The following is a 17,221-nucleotide window of genomic DNA, read 5'->3' as shown; positions in this document are numbered from 1 at the left end:
CCGTGAGGAGAATTAAAGATGAAAGTGAGTATTTTTGATGTAGCCAAAAAATCCGGATTATCCGTTGTAACCGTATCCCGGGTGTTAAATGGGGCCGAATCGGTGCGCGAGAATAATCGCCAAAAGGTGCTGGAGGCAATTAAAGAGCTGGATTACCGCCCTAACGCTGCGGCACGCAGTCTGGCAAGCGGTAAGACGGGAATTATCGGCATTATTGTCACTACCCTGCAAGATTCCTTTTTTGACGCAGTGGTCAAAGAGCTGAATGAAATATTAGCGATGCATGGTTATTTTTTAGCCATATCCATCTCAACAGGCATCGAATCGGATGATAGCCATTATTTAATTCAGGAGGATCGTGTAGACGGTTTAATTCTGCTCTCTCCGATGGAAGAGGACAATTATATTGTGGAGTTAAAACGGCGGGGTATTCCTTATGTGCTGATAGATAATCAGAAGCCCGAAAATGATACCTACTCCATCACGATCGACAACTTCAAGGGGGGATACGCAGCTACGCGTCATCTGCTGGAGCTGGGACACACTTCAATCGCCCATCTCTGCGGTCAGGAAATGTTCCGGAGTACGCGGGAGCGGCGCAGTGGATTTCTACAGGCGCTTCAGGAACAAGGACTGGCCCCCTTTGAGATCGTGCCTGGTGATTTCGATATTGGGATGGGATACGATACCTGCAAACGTTGGCTGAAGGAAGGAAAGCTGCCCACCGCCGTCTTCGCCGGGGATGACAATATCGCGCTTGGAGTCATCAATGCCCTGATGGAAGCGGGCATTCAGGTACCCGAAGAGGTGGCAGTGGTCGGCTATGACGATCATTATATTGCTTCACAGCTTCATCCACATCTGACAACAATACGTCAGCCTGCAGACAAAATCGGGCTGGCAGCCGCGGATATGCTGCTCAAACGCATCTCCGGAAAGATGAAACGTGGAGCCGGGATGCGGATTGATCCTGAACTTATCGTACGTGAATCTACCGGAGCTGAGTAGATTAAATTTATACACTAGGAGTGACGACCATTGACTTACTACTTGGGGATCGATGGGGGAGGCACGAAAACCTATGCTCTGCTAAGCGATGAACATGGCAATGTTCTTGGCAAAGGCAAGAGTGGTAACGGCAACCACCAGACAGGCGCCCTTGAGGCCGCCAACAGTATTCAAGAGGCCACATTCGGGGCGCTGGCTGAAGCCGGACTCCGGTTGGAAGACATCCAGCATACCTATCTCGGACTTGCCGGTGCTGATCGCGAGGCCGACTATGCTATTCTCCATCCGATGATACGCCAGATAGGATTCACCAAATACACCATTAACTGTGACACTATGATCGGTCTACGCGCCGGAACGAATCGCCCATATGGTGTCGCGCTCATCTGCGGTACCGGCACCAATTCAGCAGGCAGAAACCTGCAGGGAGAGCATTATCAATGCGGCGGCTTTGACTATATGTACGGTGATTTTGGCGGGGGTGGCGCACTCAATATTGAGGTGTTTCGTTCCGTTATCCGAGCTTGGGACGGCCGGGAACAGCCCACCCTATTAACAGGCTTACTGCTAAAAATGTTAGGTTATGAGGAAGTTGGGCATATGTTTCACGATTTCCTTGATCATTGGAAAAAAGTCCCCGTAAATGTTACCCGCATGCTCTTTGAAGCAGCAGCTGAAGGAGATGCCGTAGCGCTGGAGATTTTACATCGGCAAGGGGTTGAACTAGGGAAGTCTGCGGCAGCTATCATTCACAAGCTAGGCATGGAGCAGGAGACCTTCGATGTGGTGCTGGCAGGAAGTCTGCTAACCCGAGGGGATCGCGGTTGGATTCGCCAGCCTATCGAGAAAGCTGTACACGCTGCAGCCCCTCAGGCAACAGTGGTTACCCTTGCCACAGAGCCTGTAGTCGGTGCAGTATGGTCAGCTATGGATCAAGATGGGTTGACCCTTAGTAGTGAAGTATATGAGAAGATGCGGAAATTTCAGGATTATGAATCGATCAAACAAACTACAAGACAGGAGTGATTAATCTTGGCAGCTAACCAAGGATTAAAGATTGCAGTTATCGGTGGAGGTTCTTCGTATACCCCAGAATTAGTAGAGGGATTCATTCTTCACTATAAAGAACTTCCCGTGCGCGAATTATGGCTTGTAGATATTGAGCCTGGTCTTCGCAAGCTGAATATTGTAGGTAACTTGGCAAAACGTATGGTGGAGAAATCCGGCCTTCCGATTGAGGTTCACCTGACAACAGACCGCCGTAAAGCGATCGAAGGCGCCGATTTCGTCAGCACTCAGATGCGTGTCGGCATGCTTGATGCCCGTGCTCGTGATGAGTCGATTCCGCTCAAATATGGCGTTATTGGCCAAGAAACAACAGGTCCTGGGGGAATGATGAAAGCACTGCGCACCATCCCTGTTATTCTGGATGTATGCCGTGATATCGAGGAACTGGCTCCCAACGCATGGCTGCTCAATTTCACTAACCCTGCTGGGATGGTCACCGAAGCCGTTCTGAAATACTCTAAGGTAAAAAGTATTGGCCTGTGCAACGCACCTATCGGCCTGATCAAGCAAGTCTCTGCCAAATATAATGTAGCAGCAGACCGCGTATATGCCGAATTTGTGGGCCTCAACCACTTGCACTGGATTACTCGTATCGATGTTGAAGGTGAAGACAAGCTGGATGATATGCTTGCAGATACAACCAGCTACAGCGCTAAGAACGTACCGGCAAGAGAATGGAACCCGGAATTCCTGCAATCCCTTCATGCACTGCCCTCATACTATTTAAAATATTTCTATATGACCGATGCCATGCTCGAAGAGCAGATGGACTCCCATAAGCAAGGCATTAACCGTGCTGAAGTCGTCAAACGTGTAGAAGAAGAGCTCTTCGAGCTTTATGGCAATCTAGAGCTAAGCGAGAAGCCGAAGCAGCTGGAACAGCGCGGCGGTGCTTTTTACTCAGAAGCAGCTGTTAATCTCATGAGATCGCTTCATAACGGATCAAACGACATTCAGACCCTAAATGTCGCTAACCGTGGCATATTGGACTTCCTGCCAGATGACGCCAGCATTGAGGTGAACTGCGTGGTCACCAAAAACGGCCCGTTACCTCTGCCACTGACCAAAATTCCAACCATGGCTAAAGGACTCATTCATGCTGTCAAAACCTATGAACAGCTGGCGATTGACGCCGCTGTCACCGGAGACCGCGCCCTTGCCCTTCAGGCGCTCGCACATCACCCGCTTGTTCCGTCCGTGGACGTAGCGATTCGGATGCTGGACGAAATGCTGGAAGCTAATAAAGAGTTCCTGCCGAACTTTTTTGCGAATTAATTCATACCTCCTATCGAGAAATAACTAAAAGAGACCGAACCCGGTCTCTTTTTTTGCGCTTGTTGCTGATACTCGCTACCGAAGCAAAAATGAATAAAGCATCTTGGTAATTTGCACTTAGCGAATTCGCTATCGGACACAGCTGACCTTAAAAGCGGCTTTTTCACATTTTTAGAGTGCTAGCGGACCCCATAGCCGTTATTAGCATGAAAACCACCCAATGTAACCCCTTTCTAATTGTATAGCGGCGCTGGTGTCCGAAAACCTGCTCCAAAGGCTAAAAACTAGCAAATAACGTTATCTGGGTCCGCAGGACTCGGCCGAAGATTGCACAGAAAATGTGTTCGGATATTTATAGAAGAACCAGAGATTACTGCGAGTTGTACCGATAATGAGATCTGCTGTCCATCAATTCACTGCTGCCAGATTTGCCAACGACCCACAACGCCAAAAAACGATCCCTGTTACTGGAGGAACGCTTTTTTATTTCTACTCCAATGGACTCCCAGCATTTCCACCATTATCATCCACTCATTTATTGCTGCGCTCTCAGCGTATTTCTTGCATTACCTGTTCAATGCCAGAGCGAATATCCGGCTCTTTTACACTGGATACATTGAGCTTTAGAATCTTCTCTTTATTAAAAGAGGGCAGATACCCGCTGTCCGCCATTTCGATGCGAATGAACTTTTTTTGCAGACGTTTGATCATCTGTTCTGTCTTTACGCTGTCACTAAGCTTCAGATACGTATGCACACCAAGCTGGCCGGTTGGATGGTAGGAATAATGCTGTGCTGTCGCTGTATCTAACTCTCTCATAATCGATTCATGGAGCAGCGTGGATCTTTTTTCGTAGCAGGAACGCATCTTTTTTCGGTGGCGCTCGAACATTCCGCTTTTCAGATACAACTCCAGGGCAGCCTGAGACAGCATAGAGCTATCTATATCCATCAGTCTTTTGAATCGGTTAAAAGAGTCACACAGGACCTCTGGCAGTACAGCGACACCGACACGTAGACCCGGAAATATAATTTTGGAAAAGCTTTTTAAATAGATCACATGGGAAGCATCGTCATAAGCGTAGATCGGATCCTCTTTTGCATCCTGCTCCAAGTCCGCCATGTAGTCATCTTCAACGATATACACATCGTATTTAGCTGCTAGCTGAGCAATCGCCTTCTTCTGAGTACGGGTATAGGAAACGCCGAGCGGATTATGAAATCGCGGGACGGTATAAAAGAACTTGAACTGGCCTGTCTTAAATAACCGTTCTAATTCTTTCAAGTCCACCCCAGCATCCGAACGCTTTATTCCCTCTGTCTCAATGCCATACGTCTTCAGATATTCCATAAACAACGGGTAACTCGGCTGCTCAATCAGCACTCGCTGCCTGCCATTCGGAAAAGGAATTCGGGTCAATACGCCAAGCGCCTGCTGCACACCTGAGGTAATAAAAATCTGTTCCGGATTGGCAAATACCTGATAAGAAGCCAGATGCCGCTGCATTTCACGAATAAGAGAAGGAAGCCCCTGCGGCGTTCCATAGATGAACAAGTCATTGCGGTACATATCAATCGCTTTATTAATACAATGTTGGAAATCCAGATACGGAAAAATATCCGGGTCGGGTGCAGACACCGTAAAATCGATCCAATGTGCACCTTCGTCTTTTCGCTGTCCGCTTCGTTTCATGACATAATAACCACTTTTTGAGGCGGCATAGATTAAATGTTTGTCCTGAAGATCCTGTAAAGCGCGAATTACTGTACTTTTACTACATCCATAACGTAAGGACAACTCCCGGATAGACGGTAATTTATCTCCCTCACGATACGTATCCTCGGCAATTTGCGCTTCCAGCTCGTTGATTAACTCCGAATACTTATACATCCCTTTCACCTTCCTCCAAGCTTATTCTGTACCGGTACAGATGAATAATAATTACATTGTAGCACAGCTACTCTAGCCTTAGAATAAAGAGCAGAACAGGACCGGTACCTAAATGCGCGCAACACTTTGGAGGTCTTTACTAATGAATACATCTTCTACTCAAAAAGCGATAGCAGCAGCTGTCATGAATGCTATTATCGTCGGGTTTTCCTTTATATTTGTAAAAATGGCCCTAACCGTCTCGGATCCTTTTGATACGCTAGCTCATCGCTTCACGTTATCTTTCCTTGCCGCTTCTTTATTTACTTTTCCAGGGTGGGGGCGGGTGAAGTTTGGAATATCCAAGGCCGCAGTGATAATCCCACTGGCTTTAATGTATCCAGCGTTATATTTCACCCTTCAGGCGTATGGACTTTTGTATACAACTTCCGCTGTAGCGGGTATTATTCAGGCGACAATGCCCATCTTCACCATCCTTTTGGCGGCGATGTTCTTGAAGGAAACCACGAGCAGCTTCCAAAAGATCTCTACATTAATCTCAGTTGCAGGCATTATTCTTATCTTTGCCATTCCAGGTTTGAGTATCTCTTCTTCTAGTCTTTGGGGCGTCTTACTTATCCTAATCTCAGCTTTATCCCTTGCCGGTTATAATGTTGCAGCTCGAAAGCTGACACGTACCTGGAGTCCCAAAGAACTTACCTATATGATTACTTTGTTCGGATTTATATTTTTTAATGGACTGTCGATCATTAAGCATGGTTCGGCAGGAACCTTGGATCAGTATTTCACACCTTTTCAAGAGCCCAAATTTATATTCTCCATGCTCTATCTCGGCGTACTCTCCTCCCTCGTTACCTCCTTCCTCTCCAACTATGCTTTATCACGGATGGAAGCTTCACGCGTGAGCATTTTCGGCAGTCTTTCAACAGTTGTCTCTATTCTCGGTGGTGTACTTCTGCTGAATGAGCAACTGGAATGGTACCATTGGACCGGTACAGTGATGATCATCGCCGGGGTGATCGGTGTGAACTGGCGGAAGCAAGTAAGGGCCAAAGGCAAAGCGTGAAGATTGATATGCATATTAAAAAGACACCCCGCGAGGTGTCTTTTATCTTTACCCTTTTCAGTATCTCTATTCTGTATCAAGCCTCGCTAATCGCCGTTATTTGGCTGTTTCAAGCTCCTTGATCTTCTCTTTATATTGGTCCAGCAGATTAGCTAAAGCTTCCTTGATCACAGTCGCATCTTTGGATTTAGCGGCACTATTCAGATCATCTTGGGCTTTGAAAAAAGCTTTATCCGCGTCGCTAAGATCTGGAATGGAAATAGCAATTGAAGTCGCGTCTACAGCTTTAATTGAAGTAGTGATATTGCTATCTACCTGCATATCATCGACTACAGGTATTACTTCAAGGTTACGACCAGCTTCAATATATCCTGCAGGTAGAGCTTCGGTGGATAGTATTTCTTTAGATAATTGAACTCCCTCCACCAGTTCCGCAGGCACAAGCTCGGCAAGTGCGGTTACACTAAATCCAGCAACCTTATAATACTGATCCAAGGTGTTCTTCCAATCTTCTTGGGTATTAGGTGCGTAGGTCTTAGCCAACTCTAGGGGATCTACCCAATCAATAGTGGTTACTTTAGTGGCAATTGTTCCTTTAGAGGCAGCAGTAACCACGGCTGCAGCCGTTGTTTTCGTGTTTCCGTCTTGCGCTCCACTTGCTGCGTTCGTTGCAGACGGTGCAGCAACGGCGGACACAAGCAGGGCGGACAGCGCTAACTTTTTAAATAACATCTGTTGATTCATAAATACAACACTCCTCGTCGATTCGAATGATCTTACAAGACCAAGCTTACATAATGGGTGTGGCAGAACATTGGTTAATTTGTGGAAATACAATGGCAGCCGCCCCTACCCACCTCTGGATTGATATACTTGTAGGAGAATAATCTGGAGGTAACCCGAAATGAATAATCCATATCTCATTGCCGTAGTCGACGATGATGAACATATACGCAATCTTGTTGAAGCTTATTTACAAAAAGAAAACTACCACACCATCGGCCTTGGCAGCGCTGAGGAAGCATGGACCTTGTGGCAGACTAGCCCCCCGGATATGTGGGTACTCGACGTTATGCTCCCCGGCATGGATGGTTATGAGTTCTGTAAAAGGATTCGTAACGAAGCCGAAGTACCGATCATTATGATCTCCGCAAGAGATAATGAAGTGGATAAAATATTAGGATTGGAGCTTGGCAGTGACGATTATCTAGTCAAGCCGTTCAGCCCTCGTGAATTAGTCGCCCGGATCAAACGGCAGCTTCAACGCTGGTACAAAATGAGTAATCAGGCCGAAAAATTGAATAGTCAGACCACTTCCACCCGTCTTGAAATCGACCAGCTTCTACTATTGCCGGAAGAAAGACGTGTATTCTGGTGTGGTGAAGAGGTAGACTTGACCAGCAAGGAATTCACCATGCTAAAAGTATTCGCTGATGCCCCTAACCGGGCATTTACAAGAGATGAGCTGCTGAGCTATGTGTGGGGAGACGACTATTTTGGAAGTGATCGCGCCGTGGATCATCTCATTAAACGGATGCGCAAAAAACTGGAGCATTTGCCCATTGAGGCTGTATGGGGACACGGATACCGCATGAGAACAGATGGGGGTGAGCATACGAATGAAACTAGCACATCAGATTAATTTAGCCTTTAGTATTGCATTGGTATTGCTACTATCTATTACTGCAGTCGTGATCCATTTTGTACTACTCAACCATTTTGTCGGAACACAAAAAGAGGATTTAAGAACCATTGGGGCAGCGATGTCAGTTACATTGACTGAAGAAAGTAAATACATCGGGGAGATTGGCACTCAGCTGGAAGCTCTGCCGGTGACCTTACCTTCTCTAAGCACTGCAGGCGTCGAAGCCATTCTTAGCGATGAGACAGGAAAAGTCTTGTCCACATCATCAGAGATGAGTTCAATTGCAATAAACTATGATGCCAAGAGTGTCACAGGCCAAGCCACTGAGCTCCAGAACATTTGGAATGGAACAGATACACGGTATATTACTGAAGTGAAGGCTACACCTATAGGCACGCTAACTCTACTAACCCCTATGAGCGCAGTCACTGCTATTGAACAAGCTTTGCTCAAAAGACTGCTGATCGTTTTCAGCGCAGCGGGAGCATTTATGTTCCTATTTGGCCTATTTATCACCAAGAAGCTGATTCAACCTCTAATGAGGCTGCAACAAGAACTCCGCAAAGTCAAAGAACGGCGCTTCTCAGATGTTAAATTAATTAAAGCTGGTGGAGAGCTTGGATCTGTCGCTCAATCGGTATATGACATGGCAGATGAATTAAATCGTTTCAACCATGTGCAGAAACAATTTTTCCAGAATGCGTCTCATGAATTAAAAACTCCCTTAATGTCCATTTCCGGCTACGCTGAAGGGATTAAGGATGGTGTTTTTGAAGGTGAGAATGTAGTAAAAGGGCTAGACATTATCATGAGCGAAAGCAGCCGCTTGAAGAAGCTCGTGTCCGAAATGACTTTACTTGCGAAGCTAGACAGCGAGGAAGATATATTCAAGCCTACGGTTATTTGTTTAAAAGATCTACTGACAGAAACCATCGAACGAATGAACCCTCTATTAATGAAAAAAGAATTAACCCTCCATATCTCCCACGATCATCAAGATTCTCTTACGATCCGTGCGGATAGGGATAAGCTGCTACAGGCGCTTCTTAATGTAGTATCGAATGCAACACGTTATGCTAACCAACATATCTATATCCATGTTTCGGTCAAGGAGGGCCGGGCCCTGTTATCCGTAAGTGACGATGGTCCTGGAATTTCGGACGATCTGCTTCCCTATCTCTTCCATCGGTTTGTAAAAGGAAAAGACGGAGAATCCGGACTTGGACTGGCTATTTCCCGCGCAATCATCGAGCGTTGTGGAGGTCAGATCAGCGCAGGCAACCGAAGAAATGGCGGTGCGGTAATCTCGATGGGGTTTCCTTTATAAATATCCATAAGAGGCTGTCTCAAAAGTAGTGAATTCTACTTGGGGGCAGCTTCTTTTTTATGGAATGGAATTGAAAAGAAAAGTAATGGATTTTACTGTGCCATATGACTATATACCACGCGTAGTGTTCTCTGATATTGCGTTGGGTGGTTGGACGGTGGGCGGTTGGGCGGTGAGCGGTGGGTGTAGGCAGTGGGCGGTGGGCGACTTGCTAGGTGAGTTTTTCATACGGCTTGCGGTAGGGTTTAAACTAATTAGGGAAAAACTCCCTGAAAATAGCCGATATTCACTCTAAATGCACGAAATCAGGGAATTCCTCCCTAATAATTAGGGGGATTTCTTAATTAGTTACTAAATCGGCCGAAAATCAGGTAAGTTTTCCCTAATTACTCTATAAATACTTCACTTATTGCATCACTTGCAGCATCACTTGGTGCGACACATGAATCATCAATTGCTCATCACTTGGTGCGCCGCTTAATTCAATCGCTCAACATGTACATAAGAGCTGGAACAGACCTCATCAGATGCTGTATTATTCATCATCACCCTCTATATTCATCTTGGTAAATGATGCCGTTTCTACTTCATGGTAAATATAGCTACTATTTTGGGTAATATATAGTCGAAGTAACAATTACACCTTACCTCTGATAAGAGTTAGATACTACATTTTTTCACAAAAAGGAGATACCAACATGAGCAGACTTGCAGGAAAAGTAGCTATTATTACTGGTGGAGCAGGCGGTATTGGTAAAGGGATGGCCCTGGCTTTTGTTAAAGAAGGCGCTAAGGTAGCTATTATTGACCTCAATGAAGAAACCGGCAAAGAAACAATTAAAGAATTACAAGAATATCAACCTGAATCTATCTTTATTCAAGCGAACCTCAAGGAACACGATAAAATAGCTCACCTTGCTAAACAAGTAGCTGATAAATTTGGAAAAATAGATATTTTAGTAAACAATGCCCACGCATCCAGAATGAAATCTATCGAAGAAACTACACAGGCTGATTTCGATTTATCTTTTGATACAGGCTTCTATCCAACCTTCTATTTCATGCAAGCAGCACTACCGTATTTAAAAGAAGCACAAGGTAAAATTATTAATTTTGCATCGGGCGCTGGCCTCAACGGGGATACCAATCAAGGAACATATGCTGCTGCAAAAGAAGCCATCCGTGGAATTACCCGGGTAGCCGCTAATGAATTTGGTCCATTTGGAATCAACGTAAACATCATTGCTCCAATTGCTAATTCCCCTGGCATGATTGAATGGGCAGAAGCAAACCCTGAGTATTACCAAAACATGATTTCGAAAATCCCTTTGAGAAGATTGGGTGAACTGGAAAGTGATATCGGGCGTGTTGCGGTATTCCTAGCGAGTGAAGATTCCGATTATATTACGGGCCAGACTATCATGGTAGATGGCGGGTCTATTAAGCTTCGTTAATTTCAAGCAGATACTCGACTTAAAATGAATAAATTTGATGCTAAATAAATAAGCCGGAAGTGAACATCGTAAAATGTTCGCTTCCGGCTTTACTACTTTCTATTTAATCGTGATTTGGTCCACATATACGGTAGCACTACCTACTGGATCAGTTGCTGTGGTCATGACTTGAACGCCAATCGCTTGGGTCAAATTACGATCCGCTACCTTGCTGATATCCAGTGTTATTGTAGTAAATCCATTGGCATCTACTGGTGTAGCCGTAGAAGCAGTCCATGTTCCCCAGCTTGAGCCACTTTGGGTGAACAGCTGAGCCATTACACCGCTAACATCGCTTGCATCAATAGGTCCAACCTTGATTTTAAGCGTAATTGTTGATGCATTCGCTAAGTTGGTAACCACCATACGACGCAGCTGGAATTGCCCTCCATTCAATGTTAAGTCCGCTTGCATCGAATGAGTTCCCTCAGCATACACAGCATTGCTCACCGATAGATTCTGAGCCAGCGCTGTATTATATTTATTATTTTCATCCACATTGATGCTGAAGCCTTGCAGTGTATTGTCCTCGAAGCCATAGACGACAGCTTCAGGTGCGGTACCATTCTTCAGGGTCCGAACATCATCCAGATACAGCGTAGAAGTTCCCGTACCACTGAATCCCTCGAGCTTGATACCTATGGCTTTTACACTATTAAGATCTGCAATACCTGCCAAGTTGAGCGAAACCGTAGTAAATCCGCTCGAATCTACTTTCACAGCTCCACTGTCAGCCCAAGACCAGGTTGATCCCGTCTTAATATACAAACGTGCATCCGCTGTTCCGTTCGACAGTTTAATTTGTGCGCTTAATTTATCAACCGCGCTCAGATCCAGACTGCCATTTTTGCTGAGCTCAAAAGCTCCATCTGAATCGAGTGAGAACAAGGTGCTTAACGAATGAGTTCCCTCAGCAGCCTCATCAGTCGAGATCACTGCCGCGCTTGCACTCGCATTATTTTGCTCTACTGTCCAGTCCTGAGTATCTTTTTCGAAACCATACAACAGCTTCGCCTGTTCTGGCGTGCTGCCAGGGCCTTCGCCCCCATTAGGAACACCACCTGTTCCATCATTAAACGCTGCAATATCGTCGAAGTACAGCGTACCAGACGTACTTGCTACTATGTCCTTTTTATTTACGTAGATAGACACTGCCCGAATGTCCTTAAGGTTCTCTTTAGTGATTACTTTACCGGCATTTCCTGTATCCCATGGCGCTGGAGCGAACTGGCTGAATGGAATTTCCACCAAGCCAGGTGTCGTACCTGCCAGTGAAGGATAAGCTTCAAAAGAAATGCCGCTTGCATTGACCTGAATAACAAGCTTGTGGTCGCTGCCATCAGGTGCAATCCAGAGCTTCAATTTGTTGGCGTCCGACCAGTCGGCATTATTCATGTTTTTGGTACGACCTGTATAACCTTGGCCATCCACATTATAATCGAATCTCAGGCCATACTTGCCATCATTTTTATGGTCCGCATCAAGTGAGATCGTATTTAGATCACCCGCAGGACTTAATGCCGCACGAAGTAATTCATCATTCCCTTTGTAATTCTCAAAAGTATCTACAATCAATGGGTCCCCATTGCCCTCTACGTCACTTACAAAGATTTGGATCGTTTGTGAAAGTACAGAACCATCCTTTGCATAGGACTTAACAGTAAGCATCACGCCAGTTTCGTCGAAGGCTACACCTGGTGTCCAATCTGCCAAGTAATAGAAACCTTCTGCGTCAGCTGCCATGCTGTACTCTGTTGTGTCATCCCCAATCAGGTAGGTTACTTTATCCACGTCCTGATTCAACACACGAACACGAAGGGTCGATGTTTTTGTCGTGGGCACTGTTTGGTTTGCCGTTGGTGAGGCAATGTGTAAAAAAGGTTGCTCGGTTTCTGTAGTTACCTGTTTCGAATACGCATCCGCAATAGCCACTTCATGGCTGAAGCTTGTATACGGATCATTATAATAGTCTACAAAATCAGGGAGCAGTTCATGATCCCCTAGCCCGTTTGGAGCATTTCTATAAGGGACAAAGATAGAATCTGTATTGAAATTCGCCCAAGTCTGCATGTACGCCATCCGTTTAGCATCCGGATCAGACTGCAGTGCAGCGATTAGCTTGGTAAAGAATTTCAGGTCCTTCGTTCCAGTTGGCTTCACACCCGAATAACCGAACTCAGTAAATGCTGCGATTTTCCCCTTATCATCCGCCAGCTTCGAGATCAGCTTAGCATCCTTCACGACTGAATCAAACCAACCCTCAGTGGTTCCGTCATAATAATTATCGAAGCCAAGGATATCGACATAGTCATCTCCCGGATACGTCTCAAGGAATGTCGCATCTGTGCCGTTAAATGGACTTCCCGGTGAGAACGCATATAAGAAGTTATGCACATCTTTTTTGTCCCTTAAGTATTCAACGGTATAACGATAAATTTCAGCATACTGCTCCTTCGTACGGTAAGGCGCACCCCACCAGAACCAGCCACCATTTTGCTCGTGGAATGGACGGAAAATGACTGGAATAGCTTTACCATCATCATCTTTTAAGTTATTTGCAAAGTCCGAAATCATATCCAGGAATGCATTAAATTCCGCATGTTTGTCACCGCCGGGTAATATATGCGTAAGCACATTCCCTTTGGTGTCATAAAAGTCCTTTCCTGTGACGAAGTTCGGCATATGCGAGCTTAATGTAAGCACGCCGCCTTTTTCATAAGCAGATTTCATCACGCCGATTAATTTATCACGATTCTCCAGCTGGGTTGCGCCTAGATCGCCTGGTTTCTCAAAACCTTCAAGACTAAGCGTATCCCAGCCGAACAGCCCCGGAAGGTCGCCTACTGCATTCTCGACCTCAGACTGCGTTCCGTCCTTTTCAGTAATAGAAAGTCCTTCTGTAGTAGCATGCTGATGTCCAAACAAGATCTCACTGCCGCGGATATCCTGTAAATAGGCGAATAGCGATCTAGTCTCACTACTTGCATCAACATCCGCTAAATTCTCGATACGTCCCACAGGACCCGTCGGGTCTGTCGGTGTCGGTGTTTCCGTTGGTATTGGTGTCGCTGTAGGTGCCGCGGTTGGATTAGTCGGACCTACCGGCGTTGTTGATGAGCCTGATGCCGAGGTAGGCGCTGGGGTAGTCGTTGCTACAGGACCTTGATTGCCTTTGATAATGACGATTGTGCCAGAAGCAATGGGCTTACCGTTCAACGTTACTCCTGTTGCTTTAACGTCCGCTTTTGCAATGTCGCCCTGACCGGAAAGGGTGGTTCCAGTCGCTTTGACAGCTACGTTTAGATTAGCAATCGATGCGCCTTCACCTAGGATCAGCCCCACAGTGCTATTTAGAATTCCCGTGGTGATCATCGTCCCAGTTCCAAACTCCAGTCTTGCTAGACTATCTACCGTTAGCTGAGAAATTTGGGTTGTACCACTCGTGAGGACACGAACCTCACCCTCTTTACGATTTATATTTACTTTGCCTAATGAGCTATTCTTAATAAGAATGGAGTTTATCCCGCCACCTGCAATAAATGTGGTGCCCGTAACCTTAATACCCTCAAGGGTCACTTCGCCGTTACCGATCCCAGCAGTTAGATACAGGTTTCCGTTTATCGTTGCATTTTTTAACACAACACCATCCTGATTAACGACTACATTCCCAGAAACTATTCCTCCTTCAAAGCTTCCAGATTGCGAGTAATAACTCTTCACTATTTTATTAATTAACGTTATAACTTCGGCACGGGTGATCCTTCCAAGCGGCTTAAAGGTTCCATCCTCATACCCTGTAATCAAACCTGAGAGCGCATGAACTGCATCCTTAGCATAAGCCTGAATCTGAGCGGAATCACTAAATCCACTCATCGATGAAGCGCTTTCAGTAGCTTGAAGAGTAAATATCCGAGCCAACATCGTCACCGCATCCTGACGCGTTATATAATCAGTAGCTTGTGCTTTATTCTCTGAGTATCCTTCATAATACCCAGCATATCGTGCCAACGAAAGCTGATCTGCATACCAATCGGTCGCTTTTACATCGGAAAAAGATTGATCTGACTTCATATAGAAACCAAATACCTTATTCAAGATCGTAGCAAACTCAGCTCTTGTAATTCCTTCATTGGGATGAAAAGAACCATCCTGATACCCGTTTAATACGCCATTTTCTACCCACTTCGCAATATTTTGTTGTGCCCAGTGACCCTGTGTATCACCGAATCCCACAGTCGATGGCGCTGCTGCTGCAGAAATTACAGAGGGGAAAGGAGACATTATCATTGCACAGGCAAGTATACTCCCCAGCCACTTTTTCGCTTTTTTCATTCCTAATTCTCCTTCGAAAATGATTGGATTTGATAATAAGAATAGCCAACCAGCTGTTATGAACCCAATAACTATCTGTCCTTATAGAAGACAATTACAGACCTACTCGCTAACTATTCACCTCCACATATTCAGCTTCGTTATTAATAACAAATACTAACAAAACATTTTAATTTCGTTAGATATTTCGGTATATGCAAGATTATAGCGGTTACATTGGCATAAAACAATCTAAATATTCCCTTTTGTTATAATTATTTTATTGTTTACGTTAGTATTAATGTTAGTTATTCCGAAAATAAATAACAAAATTCAATTTAATATAACAAAAACAGACACCCCGCAGGAGTGCCTCCCAATAATCATATAGATGAGATCCGATTCATTTATCATGTTTTATTGGTGGCACGGAAACACAGTTGTACCTTCCCGCACCTCTTTCGTCAGATCGTCCATAGTGACAAGATTACGTGTAGTTCCGAGAACGATAATGACATAATACGATTGCCCACTTGAATCCTCGAGCACTACCTGATAACCCGACCCTCCAAATAAGGGTTTGCAAATCGTTGCAACTCTCAGCGACGCACTTTCCGTGTACTCTTTGCGCACATAATCCATTCCAAGGCTTCCTGCTGCCTGCTTGTTCTGACGCTCCGAATTTCCGTGAATTACTGCTATTATTACCGCTCCAATAATTATGATAATAAGGACTAGATAACCTAAATGTTTTTTTCTCATCTTTCCTCCTTATTACATAGAGTGATATTGGCACAGCAACGGGGCGATTAGCAATAATCTCGTTTCCGTAGGCACCCTATCCCGTGATTAAGTATGCCGAAGCCGATACCTATAAGCATAATTTTACCCCTACTCTACTTCAACAGCTTAACCTATATAAAAACAAAAGGCACCCCCAAGGGCGCCTTCATTATCACTACATATTAGTTGTGCTAGTTATTTATAAGACTCTGCCAGCGAGTTCGCCACCACTATCGCATTGTACACATCTTCCGGAGTAACCGGGAACGGCATATTGCCCATTGTGTCTCCTTCTGCACAAGCAGCTTCAGCAACTTGGCGCCATTCGGATTCGATAAATTCCGTGCACCCCAGATCGGCGAGGGTTAGCGGAAGATCTACATCCTTGATAAGCTTAATGACAGTTTCCAGCTCCTCATTTGAGGCATTTTCCAGTACTAACTGGGCTAAAAGACCAAACGTAACCTTTTCACCATGCTGAGCTTTGTGTAGTGAAGGAACGGCTGTCATCCCATTATGAATAGCATGCGCGGCAGCCAGACCACCAGATTCAGCACCCACACCACTTAGATAAATTGTCGCTTCAATGGTCTCCTCCACCGCGCGTGTATAGAGCTTCTGATCGACCGCACGTTTTGCTTTTACCGCATTCTTAAGTAGAGCTTCATAACAAAGTCTTGATATACCTAGACCCGTTGTAGAAGGTTTCATAAGTACGAGATTGTCGCCATTAGAGGCATAACAAGCACGGGCTTCAAAATAAGTAGCCAGTGCGTCGCCAATTCCAGCTGCGAAAAAACGGGAAGGCGCTGAAGCTAAAATCGCTGTATCCGCCAAGACCACATCCGGATTACTTGGGAGGAATAAGTATTGATCAAATGAACCATCTTTATTATAAATGACAGCCAGCGCTGTACATGGTGCATCAGTAGATGCGATCGTCGGAAAAATAACTACAGGTAGCTTCTCATAATACGCAGTAGCTTTGGCGGTGTCCAGTGTTTTACCTCCACCGATACCGACGATGATATTCGCCCCAGCTTTACGGGCAAGTTCCCGATTACGATCAATCTCTTCCTGAGTACATTCATAATTGAATTTTTCAAAAGTAGCCTTATTCCCCGCACCTTCGATGGAACTTCCCGCCTCTTTCTTAGCACGTTCCAAAATGAACTCATCACAGATCACATAGGCATGATCGCCAAACGCCTTAATATACTCATTCAGATCTGACAGTAAGTTATGGCCGGAGATAAATTTCTTGGGTGAAGTAACGGATCTAACGAAATGTGACATTGTGCAAGACTCCTTGTTGTGTGTTTTAGTAAGCATAAAGACGCAATTCCTACATATTA

At 45.2% G+C, this 17,221-nt stretch carries 12 protein-coding genes; 7 read left to right on the top strand and 5 right to left on the bottom strand.

The features are described from left to right. Nucleotides 1-18: 18 nt before the first annotated feature. From MHH89_RS23260 to MHH89_RS23250, 3 genes are read left to right on the top strand one after another with little or no spacing between them, the layout of a single operon-like run. A complete protein-coding gene (locus MHH89_RS23260; RefSeq protein WP_036687224.1) occupies nucleotides 19-1,008 on the top strand; it encodes a LacI family DNA-binding transcriptional regulator in 990 nt (329 codons plus the stop codon). A 30-nt stretch (nucleotides 1,009-1,038) separates the two neighbouring features. After that, nucleotides 1,039-2,034 (top strand): N-acetylglucosamine kinase, encoded by a 996-nt coding sequence (locus MHH89_RS23255; RefSeq protein ID WP_341088239.1) that lies wholly within the window; start codon nucleotides 1,039-1,041, stop codon nucleotides 2,032-2,034. 6 nt (nucleotides 2,035-2,040) lie between these two features. After that, the gene (locus MHH89_RS23250; RefSeq protein ID WP_076126950.1) at nucleotides 2,041-3,351 is read left to right on the top strand and encodes a 6-phospho-beta-glucosidase; all 1,311 of its coding nucleotides are present in this window, start codon (nucleotides 2,041-2,043) and stop codon (nucleotides 3,349-3,351) included. Nucleotides 3,352-3,900: 549 nt separating this feature from the next. Here the strand turns inward: MHH89_RS23250 and MHH89_RS23245 are convergent. Next, on the bottom strand, nucleotides 3,901-5,241 hold the full coding sequence (locus MHH89_RS23245; protein ID WP_341088237.1) for an aminotransferase-like domain-containing protein: 1,341 nt from the start codon (nucleotides 5,239-5,241) through the stop codon (nucleotides 3,901-3,903). Between the two features lie 142 nt (nucleotides 5,242-5,383). Here MHH89_RS23245 and MHH89_RS23240 point away from each other — a divergent pair, with 142 nt between their 5' ends. Continuing rightward, nucleotides 5,384-6,307, top strand: coding sequence for a DMT family transporter (locus MHH89_RS23240; RefSeq protein WP_076206086.1), 924 nt, complete (start codon nucleotides 5,384-5,386; stop codon nucleotides 6,305-6,307). Between the two features lie 96 nt (nucleotides 6,308-6,403). Here the strand turns inward: MHH89_RS23240 and MHH89_RS23235 are convergent, their stop codons facing one another. Beyond that, nucleotides 6,404-7,051 (bottom strand): hypothetical protein, encoded by a 648-nt coding sequence (locus MHH89_RS23235; RefSeq protein ID WP_076126946.1) that lies wholly within the window; start codon nucleotides 7,049-7,051, stop codon nucleotides 6,404-6,406. A gap of 160 nt (nucleotides 7,052-7,211) precedes the next feature. Between MHH89_RS23235 and MHH89_RS23230 the strand changes: the two genes are divergently transcribed. The 3 genes from MHH89_RS23230 (at nucleotide 7,212) to MHH89_RS23220 (ending at nucleotide 10,733) form a co-directional block, all read left to right on the top strand. Then, the gene (locus MHH89_RS23230; RefSeq protein ID WP_076126944.1) at nucleotides 7,212-7,949 is read left to right on the top strand and encodes a response regulator transcription factor; all 738 of its coding nucleotides are present in this window, start codon (nucleotides 7,212-7,214) and stop codon (nucleotides 7,947-7,949) included. Then, nucleotides 7,927-9,279, top strand: coding sequence for a sensor histidine kinase (locus MHH89_RS23225; protein ID WP_340916186.1), 1,353 nt, complete (start codon nucleotides 7,927-7,929; stop codon nucleotides 9,277-9,279). The genes MHH89_RS23230 and MHH89_RS23225 overlap by 23 nt, the downstream gene beginning before the upstream one ends. Nucleotides 9,280-9,977: 698 nt before the next feature. Further along, complete coding sequence (locus tag MHH89_RS23220) at nucleotides 9,978-10,733, top strand: SDR family NAD(P)-dependent oxidoreductase (RefSeq protein ID WP_339189136.1); 756 nt, start codon at nucleotides 9,978-9,980, stop codon at nucleotides 10,731-10,733. Nucleotides 10,734-10,832: 99 nt separating this feature from the next. On the opposite strand, the gene MHH89_RS23215 is transcribed toward MHH89_RS23220, so the two are convergent. The 3 genes from MHH89_RS23215 to MHH89_RS23205 all read right to left on the bottom strand — a co-directional run bounded on the left by MHH89_RS23215 (nucleotide 10,833) and on the right by MHH89_RS23205 (nucleotide 17,162). After that, entirely contained in the window at nucleotides 10,833-15,104 is a 4,272-nt protein-coding gene (locus MHH89_RS23215) for a glycosyl hydrolase (RefSeq protein WP_341088235.1), read from the bottom strand. A gap of 396 nt (nucleotides 15,105-15,500) precedes the next feature. Continuing rightward, entirely contained in the window at nucleotides 15,501-15,845 is a 345-nt protein-coding gene (locus MHH89_RS23210; RefSeq protein ID WP_076179139.1) for a hypothetical protein, read from the bottom strand. A 216-nt stretch (nucleotides 15,846-16,061) separates the two neighbouring features. After that, nucleotides 16,062-17,162 carry a glycerol dehydrogenase gene (locus tag MHH89_RS23205; protein WP_076279938.1) on the bottom strand — a complete coding sequence of 367 codons (1,101 nt, stop codon included), beginning with the start codon at nucleotides 17,160-17,162 and terminating at the stop codon, nucleotides 16,062-16,064. Between the last annotated feature and the right edge of the window lie 59 nt (nucleotides 17,163-17,221).

The organism is Paenibacillus sp. FSL H7-0323, assembly GCF_038002725.1.
Lineage (GTDB): Bacteria > Bacillota > Bacilli > Paenibacillales > Paenibacillaceae > Paenibacillus_AQ > Paenibacillus_AQ odorifer.
Note: the sequence above shows the minus strand (reverse complement) of the source record. Positions and strands in the feature narration are given on the sequence as shown.

Coding starts and splice junctions, on each gene's coding strand:
- MHH89_RS23240 (WP_076206086.1), top strand. CDS start 5,384: ATGAATACATCTTCTACTCAAAAAGCGATAGCAGCAGCTGTCATGAAT.
- MHH89_RS23215 (WP_341088235.1), bottom strand. CDS start 15,104: ATGAAAAAAGCGAAAAAGTGGCTGGGGAGTATACTTGCCTGTGCAATG.
- MHH89_RS23230 (WP_076126944.1), top strand. CDS start 7,212: ATGAATAATCCATATCTCATTGCCGTAGTCGACGATGATGAACATATA.
- MHH89_RS23220 (WP_339189136.1), top strand. CDS start 9,978: ATGAGCAGACTTGCAGGAAAAGTAGCTATTATTACTGGTGGAGCAGGC.
- MHH89_RS23245 (WP_341088237.1), bottom strand. CDS start 5,241: ATGTATAAGTATTCGGAGTTAATCAACGAGCTGGAAGCGCAAATTGCC.
- MHH89_RS23225 (WP_340916186.1), top strand. CDS start 7,927: ATGAAACTAGCACATCAGATTAATTTAGCCTTTAGTATTGCATTGGTA.
- MHH89_RS23235 (WP_076126946.1), bottom strand. CDS start 7,051: ATGAATCAACAGATGTTATTTAAAAAGTTAGCGCTGTCCGCCCTGCTT.
- MHH89_RS23260 (WP_036687224.1), top strand. CDS start 19: ATGAAAGTGAGTATTTTTGATGTAGCCAAAAAATCCGGATTATCCGTT.
- MHH89_RS23205 (WP_076279938.1), bottom strand. CDS start 17,162: ATGTCACATTTCGTTAGATCCGTTACTTCACCCAAGAAATTTATCTCC.
- MHH89_RS23210 (WP_076179139.1), bottom strand. CDS start 15,845: ATGAGAAAAAAACATTTAGGTTATCTAGTCCTTATTATCATAATTATT.